At 55.3% G+C, this 22,862-nt stretch carries 17 protein-coding genes; 7 read left to right on the forward strand and 10 right to left on the reverse strand.

Going from position 1 to position 22,862, the window contains the following annotated elements; translation table 11 throughout:
- Nucleotides 1–65: 65 nt before the first annotated feature.
- Together B2R17_RS11920 and B2R17_RS11925 are read right to left on the reverse strand one after the other, a co-directional pair.
- Nucleotides 66–653 (reverse strand): hypothetical protein, encoded by a 588-nt coding sequence (locus B2R17_RS11920; protein ID WP_286764158.1) that lies wholly within the window; start codon nucleotides 651–653, stop codon nucleotides 66–68.
- Nucleotides 654–837: 184 nt separating this feature from the next.
- Nucleotides 838–1,035, reverse strand: coding sequence for a hypothetical protein (locus B2R17_RS11925; protein ID WP_286764159.1), 198 nt, complete (start codon nucleotides 1,033–1,035; stop codon nucleotides 838–840).
- Between B2R17_RS11925 and B2R17_RS11930 the strand changes: the two genes are divergently transcribed.
- Nucleotides 1,034–3,076 carry an ABC transporter transmembrane domain-containing protein gene (locus B2R17_RS11930; protein ID WP_286764160.1) on the forward strand — a complete coding sequence of 681 codons (2,043 nt, stop codon included), beginning with the start codon at nucleotides 1,034–1,036 and terminating at the stop codon, nucleotides 3,074–3,076. The two genes, B2R17_RS11925 and B2R17_RS11930, sit on opposite strands and share 2 nt — an antisense overlap.
- 90 nt (nucleotides 3,077–3,166) lie before the next feature.
- Complete coding sequence (locus B2R17_RS11935; protein WP_286764161.1) at nucleotides 3,167–5,233, forward strand: S46 family peptidase; 2,067 nt, start codon at nucleotides 3,167–3,169, stop codon at nucleotides 5,231–5,233.
- A 70-nt stretch (nucleotides 5,234–5,303) separates the two neighbouring features.
- On the opposite strand, the gene B2R17_RS11940 is transcribed toward B2R17_RS11935, so the two are convergent.
- The gene (locus B2R17_RS11940; protein ID WP_008657700.1) at nucleotides 5,304–5,570 is read right to left on the reverse strand and encodes a hypothetical protein; all 267 of its coding nucleotides are present in this window, start codon (nucleotides 5,568–5,570) and stop codon (nucleotides 5,304–5,306) included.
- 172 nt (nucleotides 5,571–5,742) lie between these two features.
- Nucleotides 5,743–7,092 carry a hypothetical protein gene (locus tag B2R17_RS11945; RefSeq protein WP_286764162.1) on the reverse strand — a complete coding sequence of 450 codons (1,350 nt, stop codon included), beginning with the start codon at nucleotides 7,090–7,092 and terminating at the stop codon, nucleotides 5,743–5,745.
- A gap of 238 nt (nucleotides 7,093–7,330) precedes the next feature.
- Here B2R17_RS11945 and B2R17_RS11950 point away from each other — a divergent pair, with 238 nt between their 5' ends.
- The 3 genes from B2R17_RS11950 to B2R17_RS11960 are packed head-to-tail and all read left to right on the forward strand — an operon-like array spanning nucleotide 7,331 to nucleotide 11,082.
- Nucleotides 7,331–8,152 carry a class I SAM-dependent methyltransferase gene (locus tag B2R17_RS11950; RefSeq protein ID WP_286764163.1) on the forward strand — a complete coding sequence of 274 codons (822 nt, stop codon included), beginning with the start codon at nucleotides 7,331–7,333 and terminating at the stop codon, nucleotides 8,150–8,152.
- Nucleotides 8,153–8,201: 49 nt separating this feature from the next.
- Nucleotides 8,202–8,672: a PEGA domain-containing protein gene (locus B2R17_RS11955; RefSeq protein ID WP_008657703.1), complete on the forward strand. Its 471-nt coding sequence runs from the start codon at nucleotides 8,202–8,204 to the stop codon at nucleotides 8,670–8,672.
- Nucleotides 8,650–11,082, forward strand: coding sequence for a hypothetical protein (locus B2R17_RS11960; protein ID WP_286764218.1), 2,433 nt, complete (start codon nucleotides 8,650–8,652; stop codon nucleotides 11,080–11,082). The genes B2R17_RS11955 and B2R17_RS11960 overlap by 23 nt, the downstream gene beginning before the upstream one ends.
- A gap of 17 nt (nucleotides 11,083–11,099) precedes the next feature.
- Here the strand turns inward: B2R17_RS11960 and B2R17_RS11965 are convergent, their stop codons facing one another.
- Nucleotides 11,100–12,419, reverse strand: coding sequence for an HD-GYP domain-containing protein (locus B2R17_RS11965; RefSeq protein ID WP_008668590.1), 1,320 nt, complete (start codon nucleotides 12,417–12,419; stop codon nucleotides 11,100–11,102).
- Between the two features lie 142 nt (nucleotides 12,420–12,561).
- Here B2R17_RS11965 and lhgO point away from each other — a divergent pair, with 142 nt between their 5' ends.
- Complete coding sequence (gene lhgO / locus B2R17_RS11970) at nucleotides 12,562–13,821, forward strand: L-2-hydroxyglutarate oxidase (RefSeq protein WP_286764164.1); 1,260 nt, start codon at nucleotides 12,562–12,564, stop codon at nucleotides 13,819–13,821.
- Between the two features lie 29 nt (nucleotides 13,822–13,850).
- On the opposite strand, the gene B2R17_RS11975 is transcribed toward lhgO, so the two are convergent.
- Nucleotides 13,851–14,957 (reverse strand): GTP-binding protein, encoded by a 1,107-nt coding sequence (locus B2R17_RS11975; RefSeq protein ID WP_286764165.1) that lies wholly within the window; start codon nucleotides 14,955–14,957, stop codon nucleotides 13,851–13,853.
- 150 nt (nucleotides 14,958–15,107) lie between these two features.
- On the reverse strand, nucleotides 15,108–15,440 hold the full coding sequence (locus B2R17_RS11980) for an ArsR/SmtB family transcription factor (protein ID WP_008657710.1): 333 nt from the start codon (nucleotides 15,438–15,440) through the stop codon (nucleotides 15,108–15,110).
- A gap of 142 nt (nucleotides 15,441–15,582) precedes the next feature.
- Between B2R17_RS11980 and B2R17_RS11985 the strand changes: the two genes are divergently transcribed.
- On the forward strand, nucleotides 15,583–16,974 hold the full coding sequence (locus tag B2R17_RS11985) for an O-antigen ligase family protein (RefSeq protein ID WP_286764166.1): 1,392 nt from the start codon (nucleotides 15,583–15,585) through the stop codon (nucleotides 16,972–16,974).
- On the opposite strand, the gene B2R17_RS11990 is transcribed toward B2R17_RS11985, so the two are convergent.
- The 3 genes from B2R17_RS11990 to B2R17_RS12000 form a co-directional block, all read right to left on the reverse strand.
- Nucleotides 16,964–18,454, reverse strand: a complete 1,491-nt coding sequence (locus tag B2R17_RS11990; RefSeq protein WP_286764167.1) for a DUF1501 domain-containing protein — start codon at nucleotides 18,452–18,454, stop codon at nucleotides 16,964–16,966. The two genes, B2R17_RS11985 and B2R17_RS11990, sit on opposite strands and share 11 nt — an antisense overlap.
- 64 nt (nucleotides 18,455–18,518) lie before the next feature.
- The gene (locus tag B2R17_RS11995; protein WP_286764168.1) at nucleotides 18,519–22,151 is read right to left on the reverse strand and encodes a PSD1 and planctomycete cytochrome C domain-containing protein; all 3,633 of its coding nucleotides are present in this window, start codon (nucleotides 22,149–22,151) and stop codon (nucleotides 18,519–18,521) included.
- A complete protein-coding gene (locus B2R17_RS12000; protein ID WP_008668579.1) occupies nucleotides 22,148–22,726 on the reverse strand; it encodes a sigma-70 family RNA polymerase sigma factor in 579 nt (192 codons plus the stop codon). Before B2R17_RS12000 ends, B2R17_RS11995 begins: the two co-directional genes overlap by 4 nt.
- Between the last annotated feature and the right edge of the window lie 136 nt (nucleotides 22,727–22,862).

The raw sequence follows: 22,862 nt of genomic DNA on the forward strand, positions 1-22,862 counted from the left end.
CAGAATCAGAACCTGCCATCCTCGAGCCACCCAGTGTAGATCTCGATCGTTGATTTTGCAGCGCGTTATCGCAGCGACCACTGCAAAGAACGGTCTTGGTAACCGTGTTGCCGGGACCAATGTCGTTTTCCTTCGGCACCAAAATAGCCATACGAATAGGGCGTTTTCCAACGAGGTTGGACGGTGGCGGCGGGAATCGTCGGGCGTGTCTGAGGATTTTTGACCCAGTGTTCACCCACACCCAACCGACCCGGACCCTTCGCACCGGGATCGTTTTCGACTCCGGGAGGATGGGTCAAAGGAGCCATCGTTGCTTTGGCTTTTTGGTGAGCGTGCTGCAGGTGAGGGTGCACGGATCCGGCGGATTGCTGGTGCCAGTGTTGTGAGTGACCGGAAGATTGATTCGGGGCGTAGCCATTTGCTGGCACGGAACCGTGGTTTCGAGCGTTTTTCGGTGCCGCGGGGGCCTGGATGATCACGTGAGGAACCTGGGCCGGCGGATTGAAACCAGGCACTCCGTCCCAATAGTCCGCCAAACCAACTTCTTGGTGAGGAGCTCCATCGACGTAAGTCTCGGAAGACACAATGGTTTCGCCGCTCTGAAGAGGCAACTGAACTGGCTGAGGCAGCTGAGCCCGAGCCGAATTCGCCATCAATGCGACCAATCCTGCCAGGAGCAGGGTTTTCGGCGTTGTCGGGCACGCCGAGGCTTGTTCCTCATGGAGCCGTTGGTTCGAAACATGAAAATTCCCGCCAGCTAGTCGGCGAATCGGGTGGTTCAACATGAGATGGCAGTTGTTGGAGGAACCGATGGGCGGGGACGGACATGTCCGCTTATCACAGAGCCGAATTGGCTGGCTCTAGCGAGAAACCTTCGACGGTATCCGCTACCAAACTCAAACCGCCAATCACAAGAGGCGAATCACCCTGGCGAGAAAATCGAGCGGCTTGGTACAAGCGATCTTTGGTAGCCGTCGATCGTTTGCTGCCGTGAGTCCAGAAGACCCATTTTCCGCTCGCTTGATTTACTTCCATGAAGAGTTTTCGCCGAGTTTTGCGATTATCGCTGCGACGTCGTATGTCCTTGCTGGGCATCTTGTTGTCGTCGTTGGTGATTGCTGCTTTGTGGGGCGCGAACATCGGCACGCTGTACCCGATGGTGGAGGTCGTTTTCAAAGGAGACGATCTGCCGTCGTATGTCGATGAACGACTGGCCGAGGCACGCGTCACGGTCGAAGAACAACGCGTCGAACTCATTCAGCTGAATGACGAGCTCGATGAGCTTCAACAACGAGCGAAGACAGCAATCGACGCCGACACCCAGGCTGCGTTGCAACAAGAAATCAATACAACGACGTTTGAAATTTCCTCCGCCGAGTTGGCACAAACGGCGACCAAGAAATCCGCGGAGTGGTTGTCTTGGGCCCAGCCATGGATTGACCAATCGGCTCCACGAGGTGCGTTTCCGACATTGGTGTTCATCGTCGTGATGCTGGTTGGTGGGACCGCGATCAAGTTGGTCGCCCTGACCATCAACCTGATGCTCGTTCAATACGTCGCCGAAGGCACGGTGATGGAACTGCGAGAAAAGTACTTTCGCAAATCATTGCACTTGGACCTCGATCACTTTGGCCAAAACGGCTCTGCCAACCTGACCAGTCGTTTAACCAACGATGTCGCTCACATCGCCGTCGGTGTCAGCACGTTGCTAGGGCGACTGATTCGCGAACCTCTGAAAATGGCGGTTTGTTTGTTTGGAGCCGCGACGGTTTGCTGGCGTTTGTTGTTGTTGGTGATGATCGTTTCGCCACTGATGGCGTTTGTGATGCAACACCTCAGCCGAGCGATTCGTCGTGCCAGCCGCCGGGCGATGGAAGAGATGAGCAGCCTTTATGGGATGCTCAATGACGCCTTCGGTGGTATTCACGTCGTCAAATCATTCAACACACAAGCCTACGAACGAGCCCGTTTTCGCGCTCGCGTGCAGGCCTATTTTCGTCGCTCGATGAAGGTGGCTTTGTACAACACACTCGCTCGCAGCAGCAGCGAATTGCTAGGTCTGACGATGGTCGGACTGGCAATCTTGGCGGGTGGTTATTTGGTGATCAACCAACAAACTCACTTGCTGGGCATTCGCATGAGCGCACGTCCGCTGGATGTTGGCCAAGTCCTGTTGTTCTTTGGTTTGTTGATCGGTGCATCTGATCCAGCTCGCAAGTTGTCCGATGTTTGGACGTCGCTTCAGCGTGGCATCGCCGCATCGAATCGTGTTTACGAAATCATCGACGAACCGATTCGAGTAACCGAGCCAACCAACCCGGTTCACCTGGATCGTCCTCATCGATCGATCGAGTTCAAGGGTGTCCACTTCCAGTATCCCTCCGGACCGATGGTGCTGCGTGGTATTGATCTGACGATCCAGCACGGCGAAACGATCGCCTTGATTGGGCCCAATGGTTGTGGCAAAAGCACGTTGATCAATTTGCTCTGTCGCTTCGACGACCCGCACGAGGGCGAAGTCTGTTTCGACGATGTCGCGATCGACCGTTTGCCGACCCGCGATCTTCGTCGACGCATCGCGCTGGTGAATCAACGCACGGTGCTGTTCGACGACACGATCGAAAACAACATTCGTTACGGCAGTCCCAGCGCGGACGCTCACGACGTCGTTCGCGCCGCCAAGTTGGCTTTCGCGGATGATTTCATTCGCCGGAAAACACCCGACGGCTATCAAACGCTGCTCGGATCCGGTGGCGTTCGATTGTCCGGCGGTCAGATGCAGCGAATCGCACTCGCACGAGCTTTCTTGCGTGATCCAGACATTTTGATTTTGGATGAAGCGACCAGTCAAATCGATATCGAAAGTGAACAGCTGATTCACCGCGCCCTGGAAACGTTCCTGGAAGATCGCACGGGAATCATGATCACCCACCGAGCCAGCACGCTCGCGATGGCCGATCGAGTCGCGGTGTTGGATTTGGGCCAAGTCGCCGATGTGGGAACGCATCACCAATTGCTTGCTAGCAATTCTTTCTATCGCAGTCTTTGCCACAGCGATCTGACCGACGCGGCTTGATCAGGCCCGACGACCGGTTGCATGCGACCGTCGCAACGGCTGAACTAGAGACTCAGGATTCTGTCCCCTCGTGTTTCTGGTTTATCCATCATGTTTGCACACGTGCGCCGTTGGTTCTTGTCGGGAAGTTGCATGGTTTTCGCGTTGGCTGGTCTGTCCAGCAATTCGCATGCTGATGAAGGCATGTATTTGTTCAACGATGTTCCTCGCGAATTGCTGCGAGACCGACATCAGTTCGAATCGTCCGAAGAATGGCTGAAGCATTTGCAGCTCTCTTCGGTTCGGTTTAACTCCGGTGGTTCTGGATCGTTTGTGTCCTCCAACGGTTTGGTGTTGACCAACCACCATGTCGCCAGCGACACGTTGGCCAAACTCAGTTCCAAAGAACGCAATCTGATCGACGATGGGTTCTTGGCGAAGAGCTTTGATGAGGAACTCAAGGCACCTGATCTGGAACTGAATCAACTGATCTCGATCGAGGACGTGACCGATCGAGTCAACGAGCAGATCACCGAAGCCGCGGACGCTGAAGAAGCCGCCAAACAACGCCGGGCAGTGATCGCGACGATCGAGAAAGAATCGCTCGATGAAACCGGTTTGCGAAGCGACGTCGTGACGCTGTTTGGCGGAGCGAAGTATCACCTTTATCGATACAAGAAATACACCGACGTGCGATTGGTGTGGGCTCCCGAAACCGCTGCCGCATTCTTTGGCGGCGACGCGGACAACTTTGAATACCCTCGCTACAACCTCGACGCGACGTTGATGCGTGTCTATGAGGATGGCGAACCTGCCAAGCTGGAACACTTCCTAAAATGGAACGATCAACCTGCCAAAGATGGAGACTTGGTCTTTGTCAGCGGTCACCCTGGTCGCACGCAGCGGATCTTCACTGTCGAGGCGCTGGAGTACCTTCGCGACGAACGATTGCCCCATGTGTTGGATTTGCTTCGTCGCAAAGAGGTTCTGCTTCAGCAATATCGTTTGGAAGGCAAAGAAGCGGCTCGCCGTGGACGTGACGAGTTGTTTGGCATCCAAAACGCTCGCAAGGCTTACTCAGGCATGTTGGCCGGACTGCAGGATCCGCAAACGTTTGTGTCCAAAAGAGGTCGCCAAGATCGTCTGCTGACTGCACTTTCGAAGTCACCGGAGCATTCGGGACTGGCGGACGCTTGGAAAGAAGTCGCGGAAGTGCAGACGGAGAAGGCTGAGTTGCTAGACCGCTCGGTATCACTTCGCAGTGAGCTTTTCCAGCTCGCTCTTCGAATTCTGATTTTGTCAGAAGAAGATCGCAAACCCAATGAAGAACGTTTGCCCGGATACACCGATTCGGGACGCGAATCGCTGATGGCTCAATTGCTTTCACCGGCACCGATCTACGACGATTTGGAAATGGTGAAGTTGGCCGACGAGATCGCTTTGTTGCTCGAAAGCCGCGGCATGAACGACTCGATCGTTCAAGAAGTCTTGGCGGGACGTTCGCCCAAACAAGTCGCTAGTGAATTGGTGTCCGGGACGAAAATCAAGGACGTCGAAACACGCAAGGCACTCATCGAGGGTGGGTTAGACGCCGTTCTGGCATCGAAAGATCCGATGATCCGAATGGCTCGTGTGATCGCACCTGAGTATCGCCGAATCGACAAGATGAACGAGCAACTCAGCGAACGTGAAAAGCAGGCTTACGCGGAGATCACCCAAGCGACGACTGTAATCGAAGGCACCGGAGGCTATCCCGACGCAACGTTCACACTGCGTTTGGCGTTCGGTGTGGTTTCTGGTTACGAAGAACGCGGCGAACAGATTGAGCCGACAACGAATTTCGCAGGTGCGTTCACCCACGCGAAGGAGCATGAAGGGCAAGAAGATTTTGACCTTCCTGAATCTTGGATGTCCGCGAAAGACAACATCGACTTGGATACCCAGCTCAACTTTGTCTGCACCGCGGATATCATCGGTGGAAACAGTGGTTCACCGGTGGTTGATCGAGATGGAGCCTTGGTGGGACTGATCTTTGATGGAAACATCCAAAGCCTGACCAGCGACTACCTCTACACCGACATCCTGAGCCGAGCGGTGAGTGTGTCCGGCGTCGCGATTCCCGAAGCCTTGCGTTCGATCTACCAAGCCAATGACTTGGCCGATCAACTCGGGAACTGAGTCGTTTCGGCCAAAAGATTTTCGACTGGCGGACAGAAGATCCACCAGTCGCTCAACGGTCGGTTCTCAATCAGTCCGTTTTGGCTTCGATCAAGTCACCGGTTTGCTCCGCGACTTCGCCGGCTGCTTCGCGAATCTCCTCATTCTGATCTTCGAGCTCTTCCAATTCGTCGGACGAGATCGCACCGTCAACCTGAGCTTCGTTGAGCTCTTCTCGGCCTTCTTGCACTTCTTCGTTGTAGTTGTCGACCGACATATCGTACTGGGCTTCGTCACATCCGATTGCGGTCAAGCAAGTAGCGAAAGCGGCGGTCAATGCGAATGATTTCCAAGGCATGATGAACCTCTCTGAGTGGGAGCGTGAGAAATGAATGACGCGCCCGATGAATCAAACCATCGACATTGACGCGTGAGACTCTTCCACGGTCGCACATTTCATGCCAGAAATTTCACGCCTCAAACAGGCACCAGCAGACATCTCGCTGTTTCCGCTTTGGAAACCAAGAGTCTCAGCGAACGATGACCAGGACTTCGGTGATGAAATCGTTGCCAGTGCTGGCGGCTTCGGGTGAACCCAGAGCAAAATCAATTCGGTTGGTGAATGATTCGGCTTCGACGGGCATGAAGTCGCGGTTACTCAGTGCCATGCCGAGTCGTTGCAACGAACGCTTGTCTTTGGCGTTCAAGTCATAAGCAACGGCACTCGAAGGAGCCACGTCTTCATCTTGTTGCCAAGCGATGCCGGAGACTGCATTGCCCATCGCCATCGACATACCGACGGATTCAATCGAGTCTTCGTCCGCGAGCAGTTCGAGGAACAAGCGATCCAATTGTTTCGCTGGACCTCGTAGCAACAGGATTTGGTAACGAGTATTTTCGTCGAGGGTGACGGATTCACGCGTCGCTTCGATCAAACGTTCACTGACGAGTTGTTTGCTCGATGCCGCTAAACCAGCCGTCGTCATCGCTTTACGAACTGGATCGCTATCCAATGCAAAGTGGTTACGGGCACCAGGATCACGGACCTCTGGTTTCAGCTGAACGTCGTAGATCAACACCGCACCGGAGAGCGACTGAACTTCGCTGTTATTGCCAGCAGCAACGGTCGCCGACATGTCGACGGGAGCAGCGTTTAGCTTGGGGGTTGTTTCGGTATTCATTGCCGAAGCGATGGCGTTTGGCTCGGGACGGTTCGGTTCGTTGTTGCTGGATCCTTCCAAGTCTGCGACCGAATTCGCGGTCGTTGATGTGTCTTCAGCGAGCATGTTGCCAACGGGCAGATCGTCGGCAGATTGTTCCGTCGAACCATCATTGGCCGCGATGGTATCCACGGCGGGAGCACTCCGCGAATCCAAGTCATTGACTGGATCGACTTCAATATTGGCCGGATCGGCTTGCGCGACCACGGTGGAAGGATCACCAATCGGAGTGTTCGGATCGGTATCACTCAAACGGTTCTGCAGCGAGGCAACCAACAATCCTGCTGCGGCCAGGCCGGCGATCGCAGCCACCCAAGTTCTTCGCCCATTCCGGCTGGATTGAGGAACCACCGATTCGACGGGAACCGAAACGGGAAGTTTTCGCAGCGGATGATCGGACGACAAATCATCATCGATGGCTCGTTGTTGTGCCGCAGCGACAACGCGGGATGCGAAATCGGATGGCAAGCTCGATGAGGTGCTTGTGCTTTGGTGCAACGACCGCAACATTTGACGATCGAATTCCGCATCGGTGAGTCGCTGGGCTAAGTCAGCGTCCATGCGCAACTGCTCGGCGAGCCATTGCGATTGATCATCGCTCAAACGACCATCCAAATGGTCGCTGATCAGCTGATCGATCTGTTCGGGTTTTAGAGACATGATGCTGTTCTTTTGCAGCGAAAGCGAGGTTTGAAACGTATCGAACCAACGCGACGCGTCCATGCGTAGGGGTACAGTGTGAACAAGCCGGCCGCCAGAGCGGTGCATCGGGTTGTCAAGGTGTCAGATGGCGGATGAACTCACAAAGTTCCCAAATTAGCTTGAAAACGTTCCGTCTGGGGTACCCACCATCGATCGCGAGACCATTTTAGGGGCCAATCGCAAGGCTTATCAGCGAATGACGGCCGCCGGATCTCCGCTGTGCCAGATCGTATCGGACGAGGAATTAGCCAATCCTTTGCAGACGGTCGACGCTGCTGGTTGGCTGGGCGGGGACATTTCTGGGAAAAAAGTTTTGTGTCTCGCCGCGGGTGGGGGTCGGCAGAGCTGCTTGTACGCGGCTGCTGGAGCCCGTGTCACGGTGGTGGATCTTTCACCTGCCATGCTGGAACAGGACCGCATTGCGGCTCGCCAGCGGGGTCACCAGGTCGAACTGATCGAGGGTTCGATGGATGATTTGTCGATGTTACCCGCCGGGGGTTTTGACATCGTGATCCATCCCGTCAGCACCTGTTATGTGCCCTCGGTGATGGTCGTCTACGCCCAAGTCGCTCGGGTGATTCGTGGCGGTGGCATTTATATCAGTCAGCACAAATCGCCGGTGAGCCTGCAAACGTCGACCCAGCCGCGGGCTGCTGCGAACGGTTCGCCTCGATACACGGTGGAACATGCGTACTACCGCAACGGTTCATCGCACAAGTCTGGTCCGAACACTCCCGTTCCTCCGCCCGCCGCGAATCCGGTGGCCGCTCGATTGAGAGAACCCGGTGCGGTGGAGTTCTTGCATCGGTGGGAAGAATTGATCGGCGGGATGTGCCGCTCCGGATTTGTGATCGAGGAGCTGGCCGAACCAATGCATGCGAAACCTGACGCCGAACCAGGCAGCTTTGCCGAGCGAGCTCGCTTCATCCCGCCTTATATTCGGATCAAAGCCCGTCGGCGAAACGACCAAACGGCAACCGCCGCGACGACTCAGCGACTTTGGATTCCCGAAAACTGATCTAGCCGAGTCGCCACGGCAATTGATAGTTCCAAAGCTTCCCATTTCTTTGAGTTTGGAAACCATTCAGTTGCACGCTTTGGCAAACCGCATCGAGCCGTTCTGTTCGCAGGCGAAAATGTTGGCGATGATCACGCTGCTGATTCTCGTCTGCTCGGGCTGCGTGCGTCGCCGAATGACGGTGCGGACCAGCCCTCCGGGCGCAACGGTCTCGATCGATAACCAATTGATTGGAACCTCTCCAGCATCAACTGATTTCATTTACTATGGCACGCGTGAGGTTCGTGTAGAACGCGAGGGCTATCGCACAGAAGTCGTGCTACGGAGAATGAAGCCGCCGTGGTATCAATTGCCGGTTTTGGACTTTGTGAGCGAAACGCTTTGGCCAGGTGAAATTCGCGACGAGCGGATCATCGATATCGAATTGGTGCCTCAAGTGATCGAACCCTCCGAGGATGTCCTGAATCGTGCCGAAGCCCTCCGCAATCAATCGCGAAGTGGCATCATCCCTGCAGGCTGATTCGACCGATCCTTCGTGGATGAAGTGGGGCGGGCCTTTCATCGGTCCACTTTGCATCGTGGTTCTGATGGCCACGGTTTGGACGGGCCGCGACCGTCTCGCTTTTCGCGACGTCAGTCATTTCTACACGCCGCTGTATCAATACGTCGGCGAGCGATGTGCTGAGCGACCGCTGACATATTTCTGGTCCGCGATGTGGAACCCACTGGACCAAACGGGAATGCCGTTGGCCGGCGAGACAACGACCGCGGTCTACTACCCGGTTCGGCATTTGGTTTACCTGATCGCGTCATTGGTCGATCACTCACCGACCGAATTGGCATCGCCCAACGAGTTGCCTGAAGATGCTTCATTGGCATTGGCTTGGTATGTGACGCTGCATTTGGTCTTGGCATCTTTGGCAGCCTACTGGGCCGCCCGGCGACTTGGATCGCAACCGGCGTTCTCCGCCATCGCCTCGCTGGTGTACCCGTTGTCCGGCAGCGTGTTGTTTCTCACGACCAACCCGCCGTTTCTGGTCGGCGCCGCATGGTTGCCGTTTGCTCTGCTGCCGTTGGTTCATGCCAAGGAGCATGGTTGGAAGCTTCCGTCGTTTGCCTTGGCCATGATGGTTTTGGGCGGTGATCCTCAGACCGCACTTCATGTCGGAATCATTGCCGGACTGTGGTTGATCTTCGACGTGATTCGAAAATTGCGTGACCGCGATGCAGGGCAATCCTTCTGGTCGCGTTCGCTTCGTATGGTGGGCATCGCGGCGATGGCTGCTGCTTTAGCGGCGCCTCAGATTGTCGCTTCGATCAATTGGGCCCGTCACAGCGGTCGCGTTTGGTCGAAACTGGATGCATCGCAATCGTTCGCTTTTTCGGTCGCTCCGTGGCGATGGTTGGAGTTGGCGATGCCATCCTTGTTTGGTTCGCCATGGCCGGTGAACCATCGTTGGGATCGTCCGGTGTTTGCTGGCGGAACGGTCAGTCCCATTGATGCGTTATGGACGCCCAGTCTGTACATCGGCATGTCGACGTTGGTCCTGGTCTCGATCGGCTTGGTCGGAAGATACCGCGGTCACATTCGCGGCACCGGTTTGTGGTGTTGCGTGCTGCTGGCATCCGGATTGGCCGCGATGGGTTGGTACGGACCATGGCACGCACCGTATCAGTGGCTGATCGATTGGGTACCGGGTTACGACGCGTTTCGGTATCCGGCGAAGTGGTTGCCTTTTGTCTCACTCGCTTTGGCGATGTTGGCGGCACAGGGTGGACAACATCTCTTTCATGGATGGCTTCGCGAATCGTCCGATTTGAATGAGTCGTTGAACGGTCCGCGAGCCAAGCGTCGAGCAGTCCAGGTTTGGTTGTCGGCGACATTGGGATTAGCGGTTGCCAGTGTTGCCGTTTGGTTCGCGATGGCATCGATGAGTTCAGCTCCGGTGGACGTGGTGTGGGGACCGTTCCAAACCGAGGTCGCTTGGTACAGATGGTTGGGCAGTACCGCTCATGTTTGGATTCTCGTCACGATTATTCTCGCGATGATCGTCGCGTGGAAACGCCCGGTCGATCAGCAGAAACTGGCTTGGGCATGGGTCGCTTTGATCGGGTGTGACTTGATGGTCGCTCATTGGAATTTGGTCCCGGCCATCAACCGGAAAGCTGAAAGTGTCGCCTGGCACGAACTCGATCATTCCCCATCCAACGCACTCGATTCAACTCGTTGGATTCGAACGGCGGGCGAAGGTGAATATCCCGCGAAGTGGGCGACCACATCAGACCAGCAACGATTGTTGGACATGGAAGTTCATGATCGCCGACGTTGGTATGGTCGTTGGCACATGGTCGAGGACGAGGCGGTATTCAACAGCGTCGTCTCGATCCGGCCTTGGGCGATCGATCAGTTTTGGGACGCGGCCGGCCAGCAGTCCACACCAATCAATTGGCAACAAACGGCGTCATGGTTGGGCGTGGGTGGATCACGAACTTCGAATGGACAGAGTCATCGCTGGTCGACTCGTGGTCTGCGATATCATCGCCACGATCAAGTTCTGACGGAGGCCGAAATTTCTTGGCCGAAGCGAATCGAGATGGCATCGGAGGCTGGAGACCAAGTCGGCGTGATCTCGGTTGGCTCGTTGGCCATGAACGAAGGAAGGCCAGAAGACACCTTTGTGTCGCGACGGGTCTACCAGGACGGTGGTTGGCGAGCGGAATTGCGGTCGCAAGATTCCGCGATCGAACCAGTGCCACTGACGGTATTTTCAGCCGATGGTGTGGCGCAAGGCGTGTGGTGTCCGCCCGGAACTTGGACGATTCGTTGGATCTACGAACCCCGAGGGCACAGGGGTGCGGTGATCGTTTGGATGTCGGGATGGTTGATGTTGCTGGTGGTCTCGATTTGGTCCATCACTCGAACGAAGTGAATGACCGAATCCACGATTCATTCTTCGTCGAAGAACAATTCGTCAGCCGGATTCCAGCGGATGTTTTTCATCGCGTCGATTGAAAGTCGGCCTTGATTGCGTTGAGGGTCGCAAGTTGGCTGAACCACTTCATCGGGGTTTTCCTGCATGTCGAAACGTTCGCCATCGGAAAGTTGCAACACGGGGCACGCATATCCTTCGACTGGTCGGCGGATCACGTCCGCCCATTTGCCGTTTGTCAGTTCGACTCGGCTGCCCAGTGGAAACAACGACTTTGTTCGTAACAAGGCATGAATGACCTGAGGGTCAAAGCTTCCATAGCGAGCTTGATGCAGGATGAATCCCAACGCATCGTGTGGCACCAACGCTTTTCGAAAACCTGTTCCGAGTGTCAAACGAAGGTACGTATCGCAGACGTTGAGAATGCGAGCGTAGATGTGAATCCGTTTGCCTTCCAAACCAAACGGATAACCTTCACCGTTGTACTGTTCGTGGACTTGTTCGATCGCCAACAGAACCGAGTGAGGGATGTCAGAAACTTCGCGAAGACTGTTTGCTGAGATGACCGGGTGTTTGCGATACTCCCATGTTTCTTCTTCCGAAAACGCACCTCGTCCAGGAACGCTGAAAGCGGGATCCATGGAATACAAACCGATGTCGTGCAGTAAACCGGCCATGCCGATTTCCAACACGGAGGGTCCATCCAAATCAAGTTCGGTACCGATGGCCATGCCCAACACGCCCAGCTTCACGCTGCGGTCGGTCAGTGACATTTCGGTGTTGCAGGCGACAACTTCGCCGACAGTTTGATCGTGGTCGTCCACCATTGCCGAAGCGAATGCGCCCGATAGGTCAGACAACGCCTCGACGGTTTGCATCTTGCGTTCGGTCAGTGCCAAACGAATCTCTTCGAACTTGCTACGAGCCATTTTGACGTGGCCCTGCAGTGTCCGTCGTCGCGTCAGATCAATGGGTTCGTGATGACGATTGACCAAAGCGTCTTTCAACGGCACTCCCTTGATCCATTTGGTTGGATCGCGTCCGGGAACATGCGAAGCTTCTTTCTCTCGTGTGTTCTTGGGCTTTGCTTTTGCCGCACCCGATTTGCCGCGGTTGCTCAGTGCATCGGCTTCGTCAGCATTGACGGTTAACTCTTCGATGCCGCGTTCCCGCAGACCATCGATCACTTCATTGGTGATGCGCGTACCGGTGCCGAGTAGCAATCGGCCCATTTCGTCTTCGATCGGTGTACGACAAATCGCACCGACCTGAAGATCATCGACGGGAACAAGAACAGTGTTCGTACTGCTGTTCGCGTTAGAGGTAGTTGAAATCATATTGTGCCCAGTTCATTTTTTGCTCCGGCGTGGAGTACGATCGAACGAGTCCAAATTCAATGCTGCCCGTGCATGCGGCCCCACCCGATACTCTAAATCTAGGTTTCAAAGTGAGCTTGGGTGGGAGTCTTTCGCAAATTTTATGAAACCCTCGTTCAGCCCCGCCCACGATTTGGCCGTCATTGGTGGGGGAATCGTCGGCCTTGCCACCGCGATGACCTGGTTGCAAACCCGTCCCGGGAGTCGTGTGACGGTGCTGGAAACGGAGGCTCGGGTCGGCCAACACCAGAGCGGGCACAACTCGGGTGTCATCCATTCAGGGATCTACTATCAGCCCGGAAGTGAGAAAGCTTTGTTGTGCCGGGAGGGCAAAACCAAACTCGAAGCATTCTGCGAAAAACACGGGATTCGCTGGGAAAAATGCGGAAAAGTCGTCGTCGCAACGGATCCTAGCGAGCTGAGTTCGTTGGAACGAATCATCGAGCGAGCGGACCTCAACGGAGTGGAATTTCGACGGATCACAACCGACCAATTACGACAACTCGAGCCTTCTGTTGCGGGTGTTGATGCGATCGTGGTCCCCGAAACGGGTATCGTGGATTACCGGTCGGTTTGCGATGCTTATCGGCATTGCATCGAAGAGATGGGTGGCAGCGTCCAATTGGGTTTCCAGGTCCAACGTTTGGACGCGGATGACTCCGGCGTTCGTATGGCTGGTGTTGATCACAATCAATCAAGCGGGAAGTTTGATATCCGAGCCCGATCGGCGATTGTGTGCGCGGGGCTGCACAGCGACACGCTGGTTCGGCAAAGTGAATCCGATGCCTCCCGTTCAGATACAGAATCATTGTCTGAGGAAGTTCGAATCATTCCATTTCGGGGCGAATACTATGAGCTGCGGCCTGAACGACGCGGTTTGTGTCGCAACTTGATCTACCCGGTTCCGGATCCCGCGTTCCCATTCCTTGGTGTGCACTTCACTCGAAACGTCGAGTGTGGTCCCAATGCGGTGCTGGCTCTCGCCCGAGAAGGTTACCAATGGCGTGACATCGATGTTCGATATTTGCAACGAACGTTGGGGTACAGCGGCTTTCGTCGGTTGATCCAGAAGCATTGGCGGAAAGGCCTCGGCGAAATGAATCGTTCGCTACGAAAGTCCGCCTTTGTCACGGCACTTCAGAAGCTTATCCCTGAACTGCGTGCCTCGGACTTGATCCCCGCTCGAGCCGGTGTGCGGGCTCAAGCCGTGCGGGCCAACGGCGAATTGGTCGATGACTTTTTGTTCCGATCGATGCCCAATGTCACTCACGTGTTGAACGCACCCAGCCCCGCGGCGACGGCATCGCTGGCAATCGCGCGGCGGGTGATCGAGCAGCATCAGAACCAAAATCCCAATTTGTAGATGGTTGATTTCGTCCTGATCGAAGTTACCTACACGCTGCGATAGGTCGGTTCCGGACGACCGGGACGGAAGCTGTCCAGTTGGGTCGTATCAGTGTCAGCGTTCAGTCGAGCAGCCAGCAATTCAATGACTTGCTCAACCTCTTGAGTCAACGATTCCGGCGCCAAGCGAACTCGAGCGTTGATGATCGCTTTTGCGGTTGGAGTGTTTGTGCCAGCAGCAATCGACAAAACAGTTTGTGAATCGCTGTCGATCAAGTTGGCAACGCTGACCGGTTCGTCATCGGTTGCGTTGGCACTGCAGAGCACTTTCAAGTGTCCTGGTTCGGCACCCAGTGACAGCAAACGTTGTCGCAGTTCATCGACCAATCCCACGCTGAGTTCATCGAGTGCAAACGCGTGCTTGCTGTTGAAGTTCACCGTCGCATTGAGCCAACCAAGTTCGGCTTCGCCATCGGCGTACACGTCGTAATCAACTTCCATCATCGATTCGCGATGTGCCGCATTGCCTTGAAATGCTTCATACAAGACATCCAAGTTCTCGCCGGTTTTGGCAGACAACGGGATGACTTTCCGACCTGGGTACTGCTCGTTCAATTGTTCCGTGAGTGCTTGAACGTCTTCGTCGGACAATTCATCGATGCGGTTGAGCAGGATGATCTCAGACTCTTCAAGTTGCTTGCGAAAGATGTATTCGGCTTTCTCGGAAAATCCTCCGCCAATACCCGACAGAATCTTCTTTCCATGATTGGGTTTTAAAACCACGGCATAGGGACGATGCACAAACTTTTCGCCAAGACGTTCCATCATCGGAACCGCGATGGTCGCAATCAGGTCCGTGCAGCTTCCAACCGGCTCTGCGAGAACAACATCGGGGCGTTGTCGGTTTTCGAACTCTTCCATCGCGTCGGTCAATCCGTCGAAGTTGCAGCAGAAACATGATCCGGCAACTTCGTTGACTTCCAATCCTTGGCTCTTAAGCAACTGCGTGTCGACCAAACCAGCGGCTTGATCATTGGTCACGATGCAAACGTGTTTGCCTTCGGCTTGCAGTTGTTTGGCTAGTCGTGCGATGAGCGTGGTTTTGCCGGCTCCCAAGAAACCTCCGATCATGATGAATTCAATGGGCTGGGGCATTGTGAGTCTCAACGGTTGAAGATGAACAGGAACCACGACGGAACGCCGGTAGGGACGATTTTGCGACTCGGACATTCTGACGATCGTCAGAACGTCAGTCAATCAGCTGCCACGTCGCTCGTCGGTTGAGCCGCTGGCCGCTGGGGCTCCTCACGAAGGGTTCATCGGACCCATGTCGAGTTTGCAGCATCCCAAATTCAACGCGGACTGCTTTGCTTTTCCGCGACTGGGAAGCATGCCTTCCTTCAGCGAGTAATAGATGAATTTCCCTTCCCGCTCGGTTTGCACCAAATCGGCGTGAAAGAGGACTCGCAAGTGATGGGAGACGGTGCCGATTTCCTGTTCGACCAAAATCGCGAGATCCGAAACGCTCAGCGGACCGGATTGCAAAGCTCGTACGATTTGCAAACGCAAAGGGTCGCCAAGAGCCTTCAGGTAGACCGCGCACTGCGATTCATTCGGTTCGGAAGATGTCGAGGTCATGGCCGGATTGTAGAGAAACAGATTGCGACACGGCAATCGGCGTCCGCAATGTCGCCTCATTTCAGGGCATTCAGACGAACGGAGTCTGTTTCTGTCGTCACACGATCATGGCAATTGTCCACTGGCGAACTAGAGTGAGTTCATGTCCCCCCCGGCCGGAACGTCGCTCTTGGAAGAACCCGTCGACCAAGACTTTGACGAACAAATTGACGAACCGATGCCATCACCGGATCCACAACGCGGTGCTTTGGAAGGATTGTTCGCGCTGGCGTGTCCGCTGCTGTTGACCCTTGCAGTGGCACTGAATCCTCTGGATCAATCCGACTCGACTCCGGCTGGTTCCGCGGGCGCTGGTTTGACGATGGAGGTGGCCTTGAAGTTGTTGTTGTCCGCCGCGGTGGGTTCAGTTGCTTTGTTGGGTTGGATCCTTTGTCCGGCTGTTCGCCAACGTCTGATGAAATTCCCGGGTTGGATTTTGGTGGCTCTGGGTGGCGTCTTTGTCGTGACCAGTGCGGTGGCGTTTGGTCCCGCCGCAACCGTCTCTCGCGCTGCCGCGATGATCAGTTGCGTGTACATCGTCTTCATCGCGGTGACGTTGCAGTTCTTGACGCTACGACAAACGCTTCAGTGCGTGCTGCTCGGATTGGTGCTGCATCTGATCGCGGCATGGTGTCTGTATCTCGGCGGAGGCGAGACAGCGGTCTATCAAGAAGAACTGGGGCAGTCTCTCATCATCGAGCGCATGGGCAGCACGGCGCACCCCAACTCGCTCGGACGCATTGGTGCATTGGCGATTCTGGTTTGCTTGGGACTTTGGCGAACAAGACACCGTCCGCTCACTCCCAGCATGATTGCGATGATGGGGTTCGTTTTTGTGATCTCAGTCGCGACGATGTTTGAATCCATGAGTCGGACCGCGGTGGTTTCTTGCGCAGCATCCGTGTTGGCCGTGATGATTGATCGGCTAGCCAATCGTCGTGGAGTGGCAATTGGTTTGTGCGTTGTGATGGGGATTTGTTTGTTGGTGCTGACGGTTGGGTTGTTGTCGGAAGGTTCCGATGTCGGTAGCCGAGCGGTCGCTGTTGGTACCAAGACTGGCGATGTGGAGGAACTGACGTCGGCAACTGGACGAACGGAGATTTGGGCGGAGGCGATCCGCTACATCGCTCAACGACCGCTGACCGGATGGGGCCTGAATAGCGCCCCGTTGTTGCTGGAAGACTTCTCGCATCACACGCACAATTTGTTGCTGCATGCGATGTTTTCGGCGGGCATTTTGGCTGGTATCTGCGTTGCCGCACTCATCGCATGGACGGTGTATCACGCGGTGACGGTTGCCGATCCATTGTTCCGTGGAATCGCGGCCTACATTTGTGTCTCGGGTTTGTTCGAAGACACCGCGTTTGAAACGTTCCCGTTCGCGTCGACCCTGTTGTGGTTGCTGGTGTTGCTCGCCGCATCGGTTGAAATGCCGCGATCAGACGATCCGGACGATGTATCGCTAGATCATTTGGCCAGCGATCTCACGCGATGAGATCCCGAATGACGTGAGCTTCTTCCACTCCGGTGAGCCGTTGACTGAGGCCTCGGAATTTGAACGTGAACCGTTCGTGATCGATTCCTAGTAGGTTCAGCACAGTTGCATTGAGGTCGCGAATGTGGACTGGGTTTTCAACGATGTTGTACGAAAACTCATCCGTCGTTCCATAGTCGAAACCGGATTTCACGCCGCCGCCGGCCATCCAAGTCGTGAAGCAACGACCATGGTGGTCACGACCTGAACTTGGGTTTTCGAGCTGGCCTTGGCTGTAGACGGTGCGACCAAATTCGCCACCCCATATCACCAGTGTGTCATCCAGCATGCCCAATCGCTTGAGGTCTTGAACCAAGGCCGCCGAGGCTTGATCGACGTCTTTGCATTGACGTGGCAACTGGTTTCGAATCGAGATGTGTTGATCCCATCCACGATGGAACAGTTGAATGAAACGCACGCCGCGTTCGGCCATGCGTCGAGCCAGCAAACAATTCGCGGCGTATGAACCGGGACGCCGTGCGTCTTCGCCATAGAGTTCAAAAGTGGATTCCGGTTCGTCGGATACATCGGTCAGTTCAGGCACCGACGTCTGCATGCGGTAAGCCATTTCATAGGCCTCGATGCGGGCCAGTGTTTCCGGATCGCCCGTGGCTTCCGAATGCATTTCGTTCATTCGTCCAAGCGTGTCCAAGAGTTGTCGGCGTGAGTCTCGCGAAACGCCATTCGGGTTCTTGAGATAGAGCACCGGGTTCGCACCGGGACGAAGCATCACACCTTGATGGCTGGACGGCAGATAGCCGCTGCCCCACAACCGCGAAAATAGGGGTTGGCCGGGGTTCTTTCCGCTGCCTTGGCTGAGCAACACCATGTAGGCGGGGAAGTCTTCATTCTCAGATCCCAACCCGTAACTCAGCCACGCTCCCATCGACGCGTGTCCCATTTGCTGTGATCCGGTGTTGATGTAGGTCACCGCGGGATCGTGGTTGATCGCTTCGGTCCACATCGAACGCACGATCGAGATGTCGTCGGTGATCTCTTGCAGGTGCGGCAACAAATTGCCAACCCAAGTCCCGTGCTGGCCACAACGTTTGCCACCCCACAATGGTTTGACGACGGGAAACTGACTCTGTCGAGATGTCATCCCGGTCAGTCGTTGCCCGCCGCGAACGGAATCAGGCAAGTCGGTTCCGTGGAGTTGTTCCAGTTCGTCTTTGTGATCGAACAGATCGATATGACTTGGACCGCCGGATTGAAACAGGTAAATGACCCGTTTGGCTTTTGGGGCAAAGTGTGGCAATCCCGATACCAGACTTGATGGGCTTTGGTCCGCTGATGCAGCCGCATTGGGATTGGCCTCAGCCGCCAGAAGCTTTCCGAGTGCCATCGCACCGAGACCCGCCGCCGAGCTGCCAAACAGCGATCGGCGAGTCATCATTTGCGATTGTCGCAATCCGAGTTCGTGAATCAATGATTGGTTCATGAGAAGATGCGTTTCGATGTGGTGGACGGTTGATGGATGACGGCGTGAACGTTGGTTGACTCGATCAAAGCCGGGTCAGCGTCTCGCTCAAATTCAGCAGCAGCGTTGCGACTTGCATCCATGCCGCGTGCTCGACGGGGTCCAAGGTTGCCGAACGTGGTGATTCGCCAACCGAGACGGCGGCCAGGGCATCTTCGGGTGACTCGGCAAAGCGTTCTCGTTCGGTCTGCAACAACGACAAAACGGCGTCACGTTCTTCGTCGTTGGGGATTCGACCAACGACGACTGTGAAAGCCTCATCGATTCGATTGGCATCCGAAACGAACTTTTCGTTTGACGCGGATTCGATCAATAAGCGTTCGGCCAAAGCGCGAGCGGCTTCGGCGAACTGGGGATCGTTCAGAGTCACCAAGGCTTGGATGGGCGTGTTCGTCGCTCCACGATCCATCGTGCAAAGTTCACGACTGGGTGCATCGAAGGCTGCCATCGCCGGATGAGGACTGGTCCGTTTCACGATGGTGTAGAGGCTGCGTCGATACAGCTTCTCACCGTGATCTTGCACAAAGACTTGTTTTGTCGCTGGCGTGCTGCCGAAGTGGCTGACTTCTTTCCAAAGTGCCGGCGGTTGATACGGCTGCAAACTTGGGCCGCCCACGCGAGGCACCAACAAATCGCTGACCGCGAGAGCTTGGTCGCGAATGAACTCGGCCGGCAAACGGAACCGCGGACCACGTGCGAGCAAACGATTCTTGGGGTCGAGTTCGATCTGTTCCGGTGTGGCAGAAGATTGCTGACGATAGGTCGCGCTGCTAACCATTTCGCGAATCAACTGTTGTTGGTTCCAGTCGATCTCAACGAAGCGTGTCGCGAGATAGTCCAGCAATTCCGGGTGACTGGGGTACTCGCCTTGCGAACCAAAGTCCGCTGATGTGGCGACCAACCCGGTACCAAAGAACAACGACCAAATACGATTGACCGCGACGCGAGAGGTGAGTGGGTGATCGGGACTTGTCAGCCAACGAGCCAAGTCCAATCGGTCCGCTTTGTCATTTTCATCGGCAAGTCCAGGTAGCACCCTGGGTGTCGTTGGAGTGACCCGATCCGTGGGCGAATCGTATTGGCCTCGGTCGAGCACAAACGTTTCGCGAGGTTTCTTGGCGGTGTTCATCACCATGGTCGAGAAAGTTCCGGTCAGCACATCACGACGTTCTTCGAGGTTGCTGATCCGGGTTCGCAACGGTTGGAGCTGATCGCTCGTTTGACGAAACTTTTCGAGGACCGTTTGTCGTGTGGTGTCGTTCCATTCGTCGGACGAAGTTTGAATGGCATCGACCATCGAATCACTCCAGCGACTGTCGGTGTCATTGCCAGCGAACGGTTGGATTTGCCATTCGTACGGAAGTGATTTCCCTTGGCCAAAGACCAACAGCACGCTCAGATACGGTGTCGTTTGAGGATCGATCGGTTGATCGAAAGTCACTGTGAGATGTTGTTCTGATTGGCCGCTGGCAGGTTGCCACCAACGTTCATTGCTTTCGTCCCAGATTGATTCCGCCGCGTGTCCTTCAGCTTGAGTGCTCGCGGTGACTTTGTGGAATGAGAGCTGACGGTGGTAATCAACTTGATCCGCCGGTTGTTCCGTTGCCGAGATCAACACGGTGGTGACCTTGGGGACCCCCTCGTCAAAGGGCGTGAGGACCATCGGTGGTTCACTTGGCTCCGCCGCGTTTTCTTTGTTTGTTTCTTGTGCGGGTTTGGCTGGACCGAGTCGCGGGTGAAAGGAGACACGAAGGCCGGTGATCGGTGATCCATCGGTCAGCTCATCCGCCGACAACCGCAGCGAGTGACTCATCCCACTCAATCCGCCGCTGGGTTGTGCAAGCTTCACCGTGCCGTTTGCATCAAATTCCATCGCACCGCGAAGGTTCGGCGAGGAAACATCCAGCAGTTCGATCGGCACATACCGAAACTGGTCACCGCGTGATGCTTCTTCCTGTCGTTGCGATTTCAACCACGCTTCCAAACCTTCCGTGGTTTCCGCCAGTTGCGCACGTAGCTGCTCCAGTTCTGATTCGAGTTGCGGCAACTCGTCAGTTTGCAGCACCGTTTTGGCCATGACATTTGGAGCCGCATTGCGACCCGAATTTCCGTCCAATCCGTTGTCTTGTAGTTCATTGAAAAACGCGAAGAACTGATAGTATTCACGTTGCGAGATGGGGTCGTATTTGTGGTCATGGCATTGGGCACAACCCATCGTCAAACCCAGGAAGACCTCACTGGTTGTTTTCACCCGATCCGCGACATAGTTGGTGAGGTTTTCCTCCGGGATCGTGCCGCCTTCGTGCGTGATCATGTGGTTGCGATTGAAACCCGTCGCGATCAGTTGTGACTCGGTTGGATTGGGCAGCAAATCGCCCGCGAGTTGTTCCGTCAGAAACTGATCGAATGGCATGTTGTCGTTGTAGGCCTGGATTACCCAGTCACGCCACAACCACATGTGACGACCGCCATCAATCGAATAGCCGTTGGTGTCGGCATAGCGAGCTTGATCGAGCCAAGGAAGGGCCATTCGTTCGCCATGATGTGGCGAGCTCAATAACCGGGTGATCGTTTCTTGATAGGCGGACTCGCCGTGCTGTTGGTAGTCGCGGACGAATGCGTTGACTTCTTCGGGCGTCGGCGGCAAACCGGTTAAGTCAAAGCTCAGTCGACGGATCAGCGTTCTTGGATCGGCTTCTGGGGAGGGCGCCAGATTGGCCTCGGCCAAACGTTGAGCCACGAAAAAATCGATGTCATTGCGTGCCCAGCTCTTTTCGGATTGTTCCTCGGTAAAATCAACCGTTGGAACTTCCGACATCGTCGGCGAGATGAATGCCCAGTGGCCTTCATAGGCGGCACCTTCTTCGATCCAACGCTTCAGCAGCGTCTTTTGCTCCTGCGTCAAAGCGAGATGTGATTCCGGTGGCGGCATCAACATGTCCGGATCGTCACTGATGATGCGCTGCCAAGCCTCGCTGTCTTCCACGTTGCCAGGCACAATCGGTTGGTAACCACCAAGATCCGTCGTCGCACCTTCCAGAGTGTCGAGCCTCAAGTCAGCACGGCGTCCATGTTCGTCTGGTCCATGACAATGGAAGCAGGTTTCCGAAAGGATCGGACGAATGTCACGATTGAACTTCAGCTTGCGATCGCTGGCGGAGTCAATCTCGGGAATCGATGCCACGGTCAACGCCGGATGGTTCATCGAACCGGAGGAGTTGATGACTTTCCATGGATTCGGCGGACGTCGATTCGGTGAGCGTGCCGGATCGGGACTGTTGGCAGTTTGTGTCGTTGCTTGATCGACCTGAGTCGACGAGGTTGCAGTTTCGTCGACCATCGCCAAGCCAGAACGACCCGATGTGGGCCAGGTCTGTAACCAAATCAAATTGCCAATCACCAGCGCGCACGCGGCGACACTCCAACCAAGAAACGAGTGCATAGCGGAGGTGGATGTTGTGTCCGGCAAATTCACCAATGGTTTGGTTGAGGGTTGCCGTGAAACCAAGGCTTCATCCAGTTCGCAAAGATCGAGGTAGTGATCCAAGGCTTCCGTGTCTGATGCCAAATGCTCACGCAACTCGATGGCTTGATCGTCTGTCAGTTCATTCGCCAAGTGGGCAGCAAGCAGTTGATCGATTGGTTCCCGGGAACTCATTGGATTTCCGCCGTTTGGTGAGAAATGGGAGGATCGGAGAGAACGTCAGCTTCCGAGTGGTCACCGCATTGTTGAACGCAGCGGATCAATCTCTGACGAGCCCGGTGAAGGGCTTGCCCGATCGCATTGGCTTTCCGCCCGGTCGTTTCGGCTAAGTCGTTCAGCGTCTTGCCCTCCAAGTAAAAATGCTCGACCAATTCGCGCTGATGATCGGGCAATTGTTGCAAGCAGTGATTCAGTCGTTGCCAATTGCTTTCGCGTCGATGTTGTTCCATCCGCTCGCGATGACGTCGTTCGATGATCTCGTGCAGACGTTCGTCGATGAGCAACACGGATGATGATGTGGCAAGTTTGCGGATCTGATTTCGATGATGGTTGATGGCAATCTGACTCAACCAGGCAACGAAGTTGGTTCCTTCTTCAAACGCGTTTTGCTTTTCCATCGCGGTGACGTTCGCTGATTGCAGCACGTCCTGCGCAGCGTGGACCGATCCGGTGAGCCTGATCAAATAACCAAGCACAGGACGTTGGGCCTGCTGAAGCAGGTCTTCAAATGCCTTGCACGAACGAGTCAAACCGTTGGGTCTCCACGTAGTGATGTAGGGAGCACGCTTCGTTTTACTCGGAAATTTCGAGTTTTTGTGAAATCGGTCCCACGCCCAACCGTGGTGGGGAAGCGATTATGCTGCTGCAGACGATCCCACCTTCCCT

The sequence above is a fragment of the Rhodopirellula sp. UBA1907 genome (genome assembly GCF_002337565.1).
Taxonomy (GTDB): domain Bacteria; phylum Planctomycetota; class Planctomycetia; order Pirellulales; family Pirellulaceae; genus Rhodopirellula; species Rhodopirellula europaea.

Coding starts and splice junctions, on each gene's coding strand:
- B2R17_RS11965 (WP_008668590.1), bottom strand. CDS start 12,419: ATGATTTCAACTACCTCTAACGCGAACAGCAGTACGAACACTGTTCTT.
- B2R17_RS11920 (WP_286764158.1), bottom strand. CDS start 653: ATGGCGAATTCGGCTCGGGCTCAGCTGCCTCAGCCAGTTCAGTTGCCT.
- B2R17_RS11980 (WP_008657710.1), bottom strand. CDS start 15,440: ATGACCTCGACATCTTCCGAACCGAATGAATCGCAGTGCGCGGTCTAC.
- B2R17_RS11995 (WP_286764168.1), bottom strand. CDS start 22,151: ATGAGTTCCCGGGAACCAATCGATCAACTGCTTGCTGCCCACTTGGCG.
- B2R17_RS11975 (WP_286764165.1), bottom strand. CDS start 14,957: ATGCCCCAGCCCATTGAATTCATCATGATCGGAGGTTTCTTGGGAGCC.
- lhgO (WP_286764164.1), top strand. CDS start 12,562: ATGAAACCCTCGTTCAGCCCCGCCCACGATTTGGCCGTCATTGGTGGG.
- B2R17_RS11930 (WP_286764160.1), top strand. CDS start 1,034: ATGAAGAGTTTTCGCCGAGTTTTGCGATTATCGCTGCGACGTCGTATG.
- B2R17_RS11950 (WP_286764163.1), top strand. CDS start 7,331: ATGACGGCCGCCGGATCTCCGCTGTGCCAGATCGTATCGGACGAGGAA.
- B2R17_RS11990 (WP_286764167.1), bottom strand. CDS start 18,454: ATGAACCAATCATTGATTCACGAACTCGGATTGCGACAATCGCAAATG.
- B2R17_RS11935 (WP_286764161.1), top strand. CDS start 3,167: ATGTTTGCACACGTGCGCCGTTGGTTCTTGTCGGGAAGTTGCATGGTT.
- B2R17_RS11925 (WP_286764159.1), bottom strand. CDS start 1,035: ATGGAAGTAAATCAAGCGAGCGGAAAATGGGTCTTCTGGACTCACGGC.
- B2R17_RS11940 (WP_008657700.1), bottom strand. CDS start 5,570: ATGCCTTGGAAATCATTCGCATTGACCGCCGCTTTCGCTACTTGCTTG.
- B2R17_RS11945 (WP_286764162.1), bottom strand. CDS start 7,092: ATGTCTCTAAAACCCGAACAGATCGATCAGCTGATCAGCGACCATTTG.
- B2R17_RS11985 (WP_286764166.1), top strand. CDS start 15,583: ATGTCCCCCCCGGCCGGAACGTCGCTCTTGGAAGAACCCGTCGACCAA.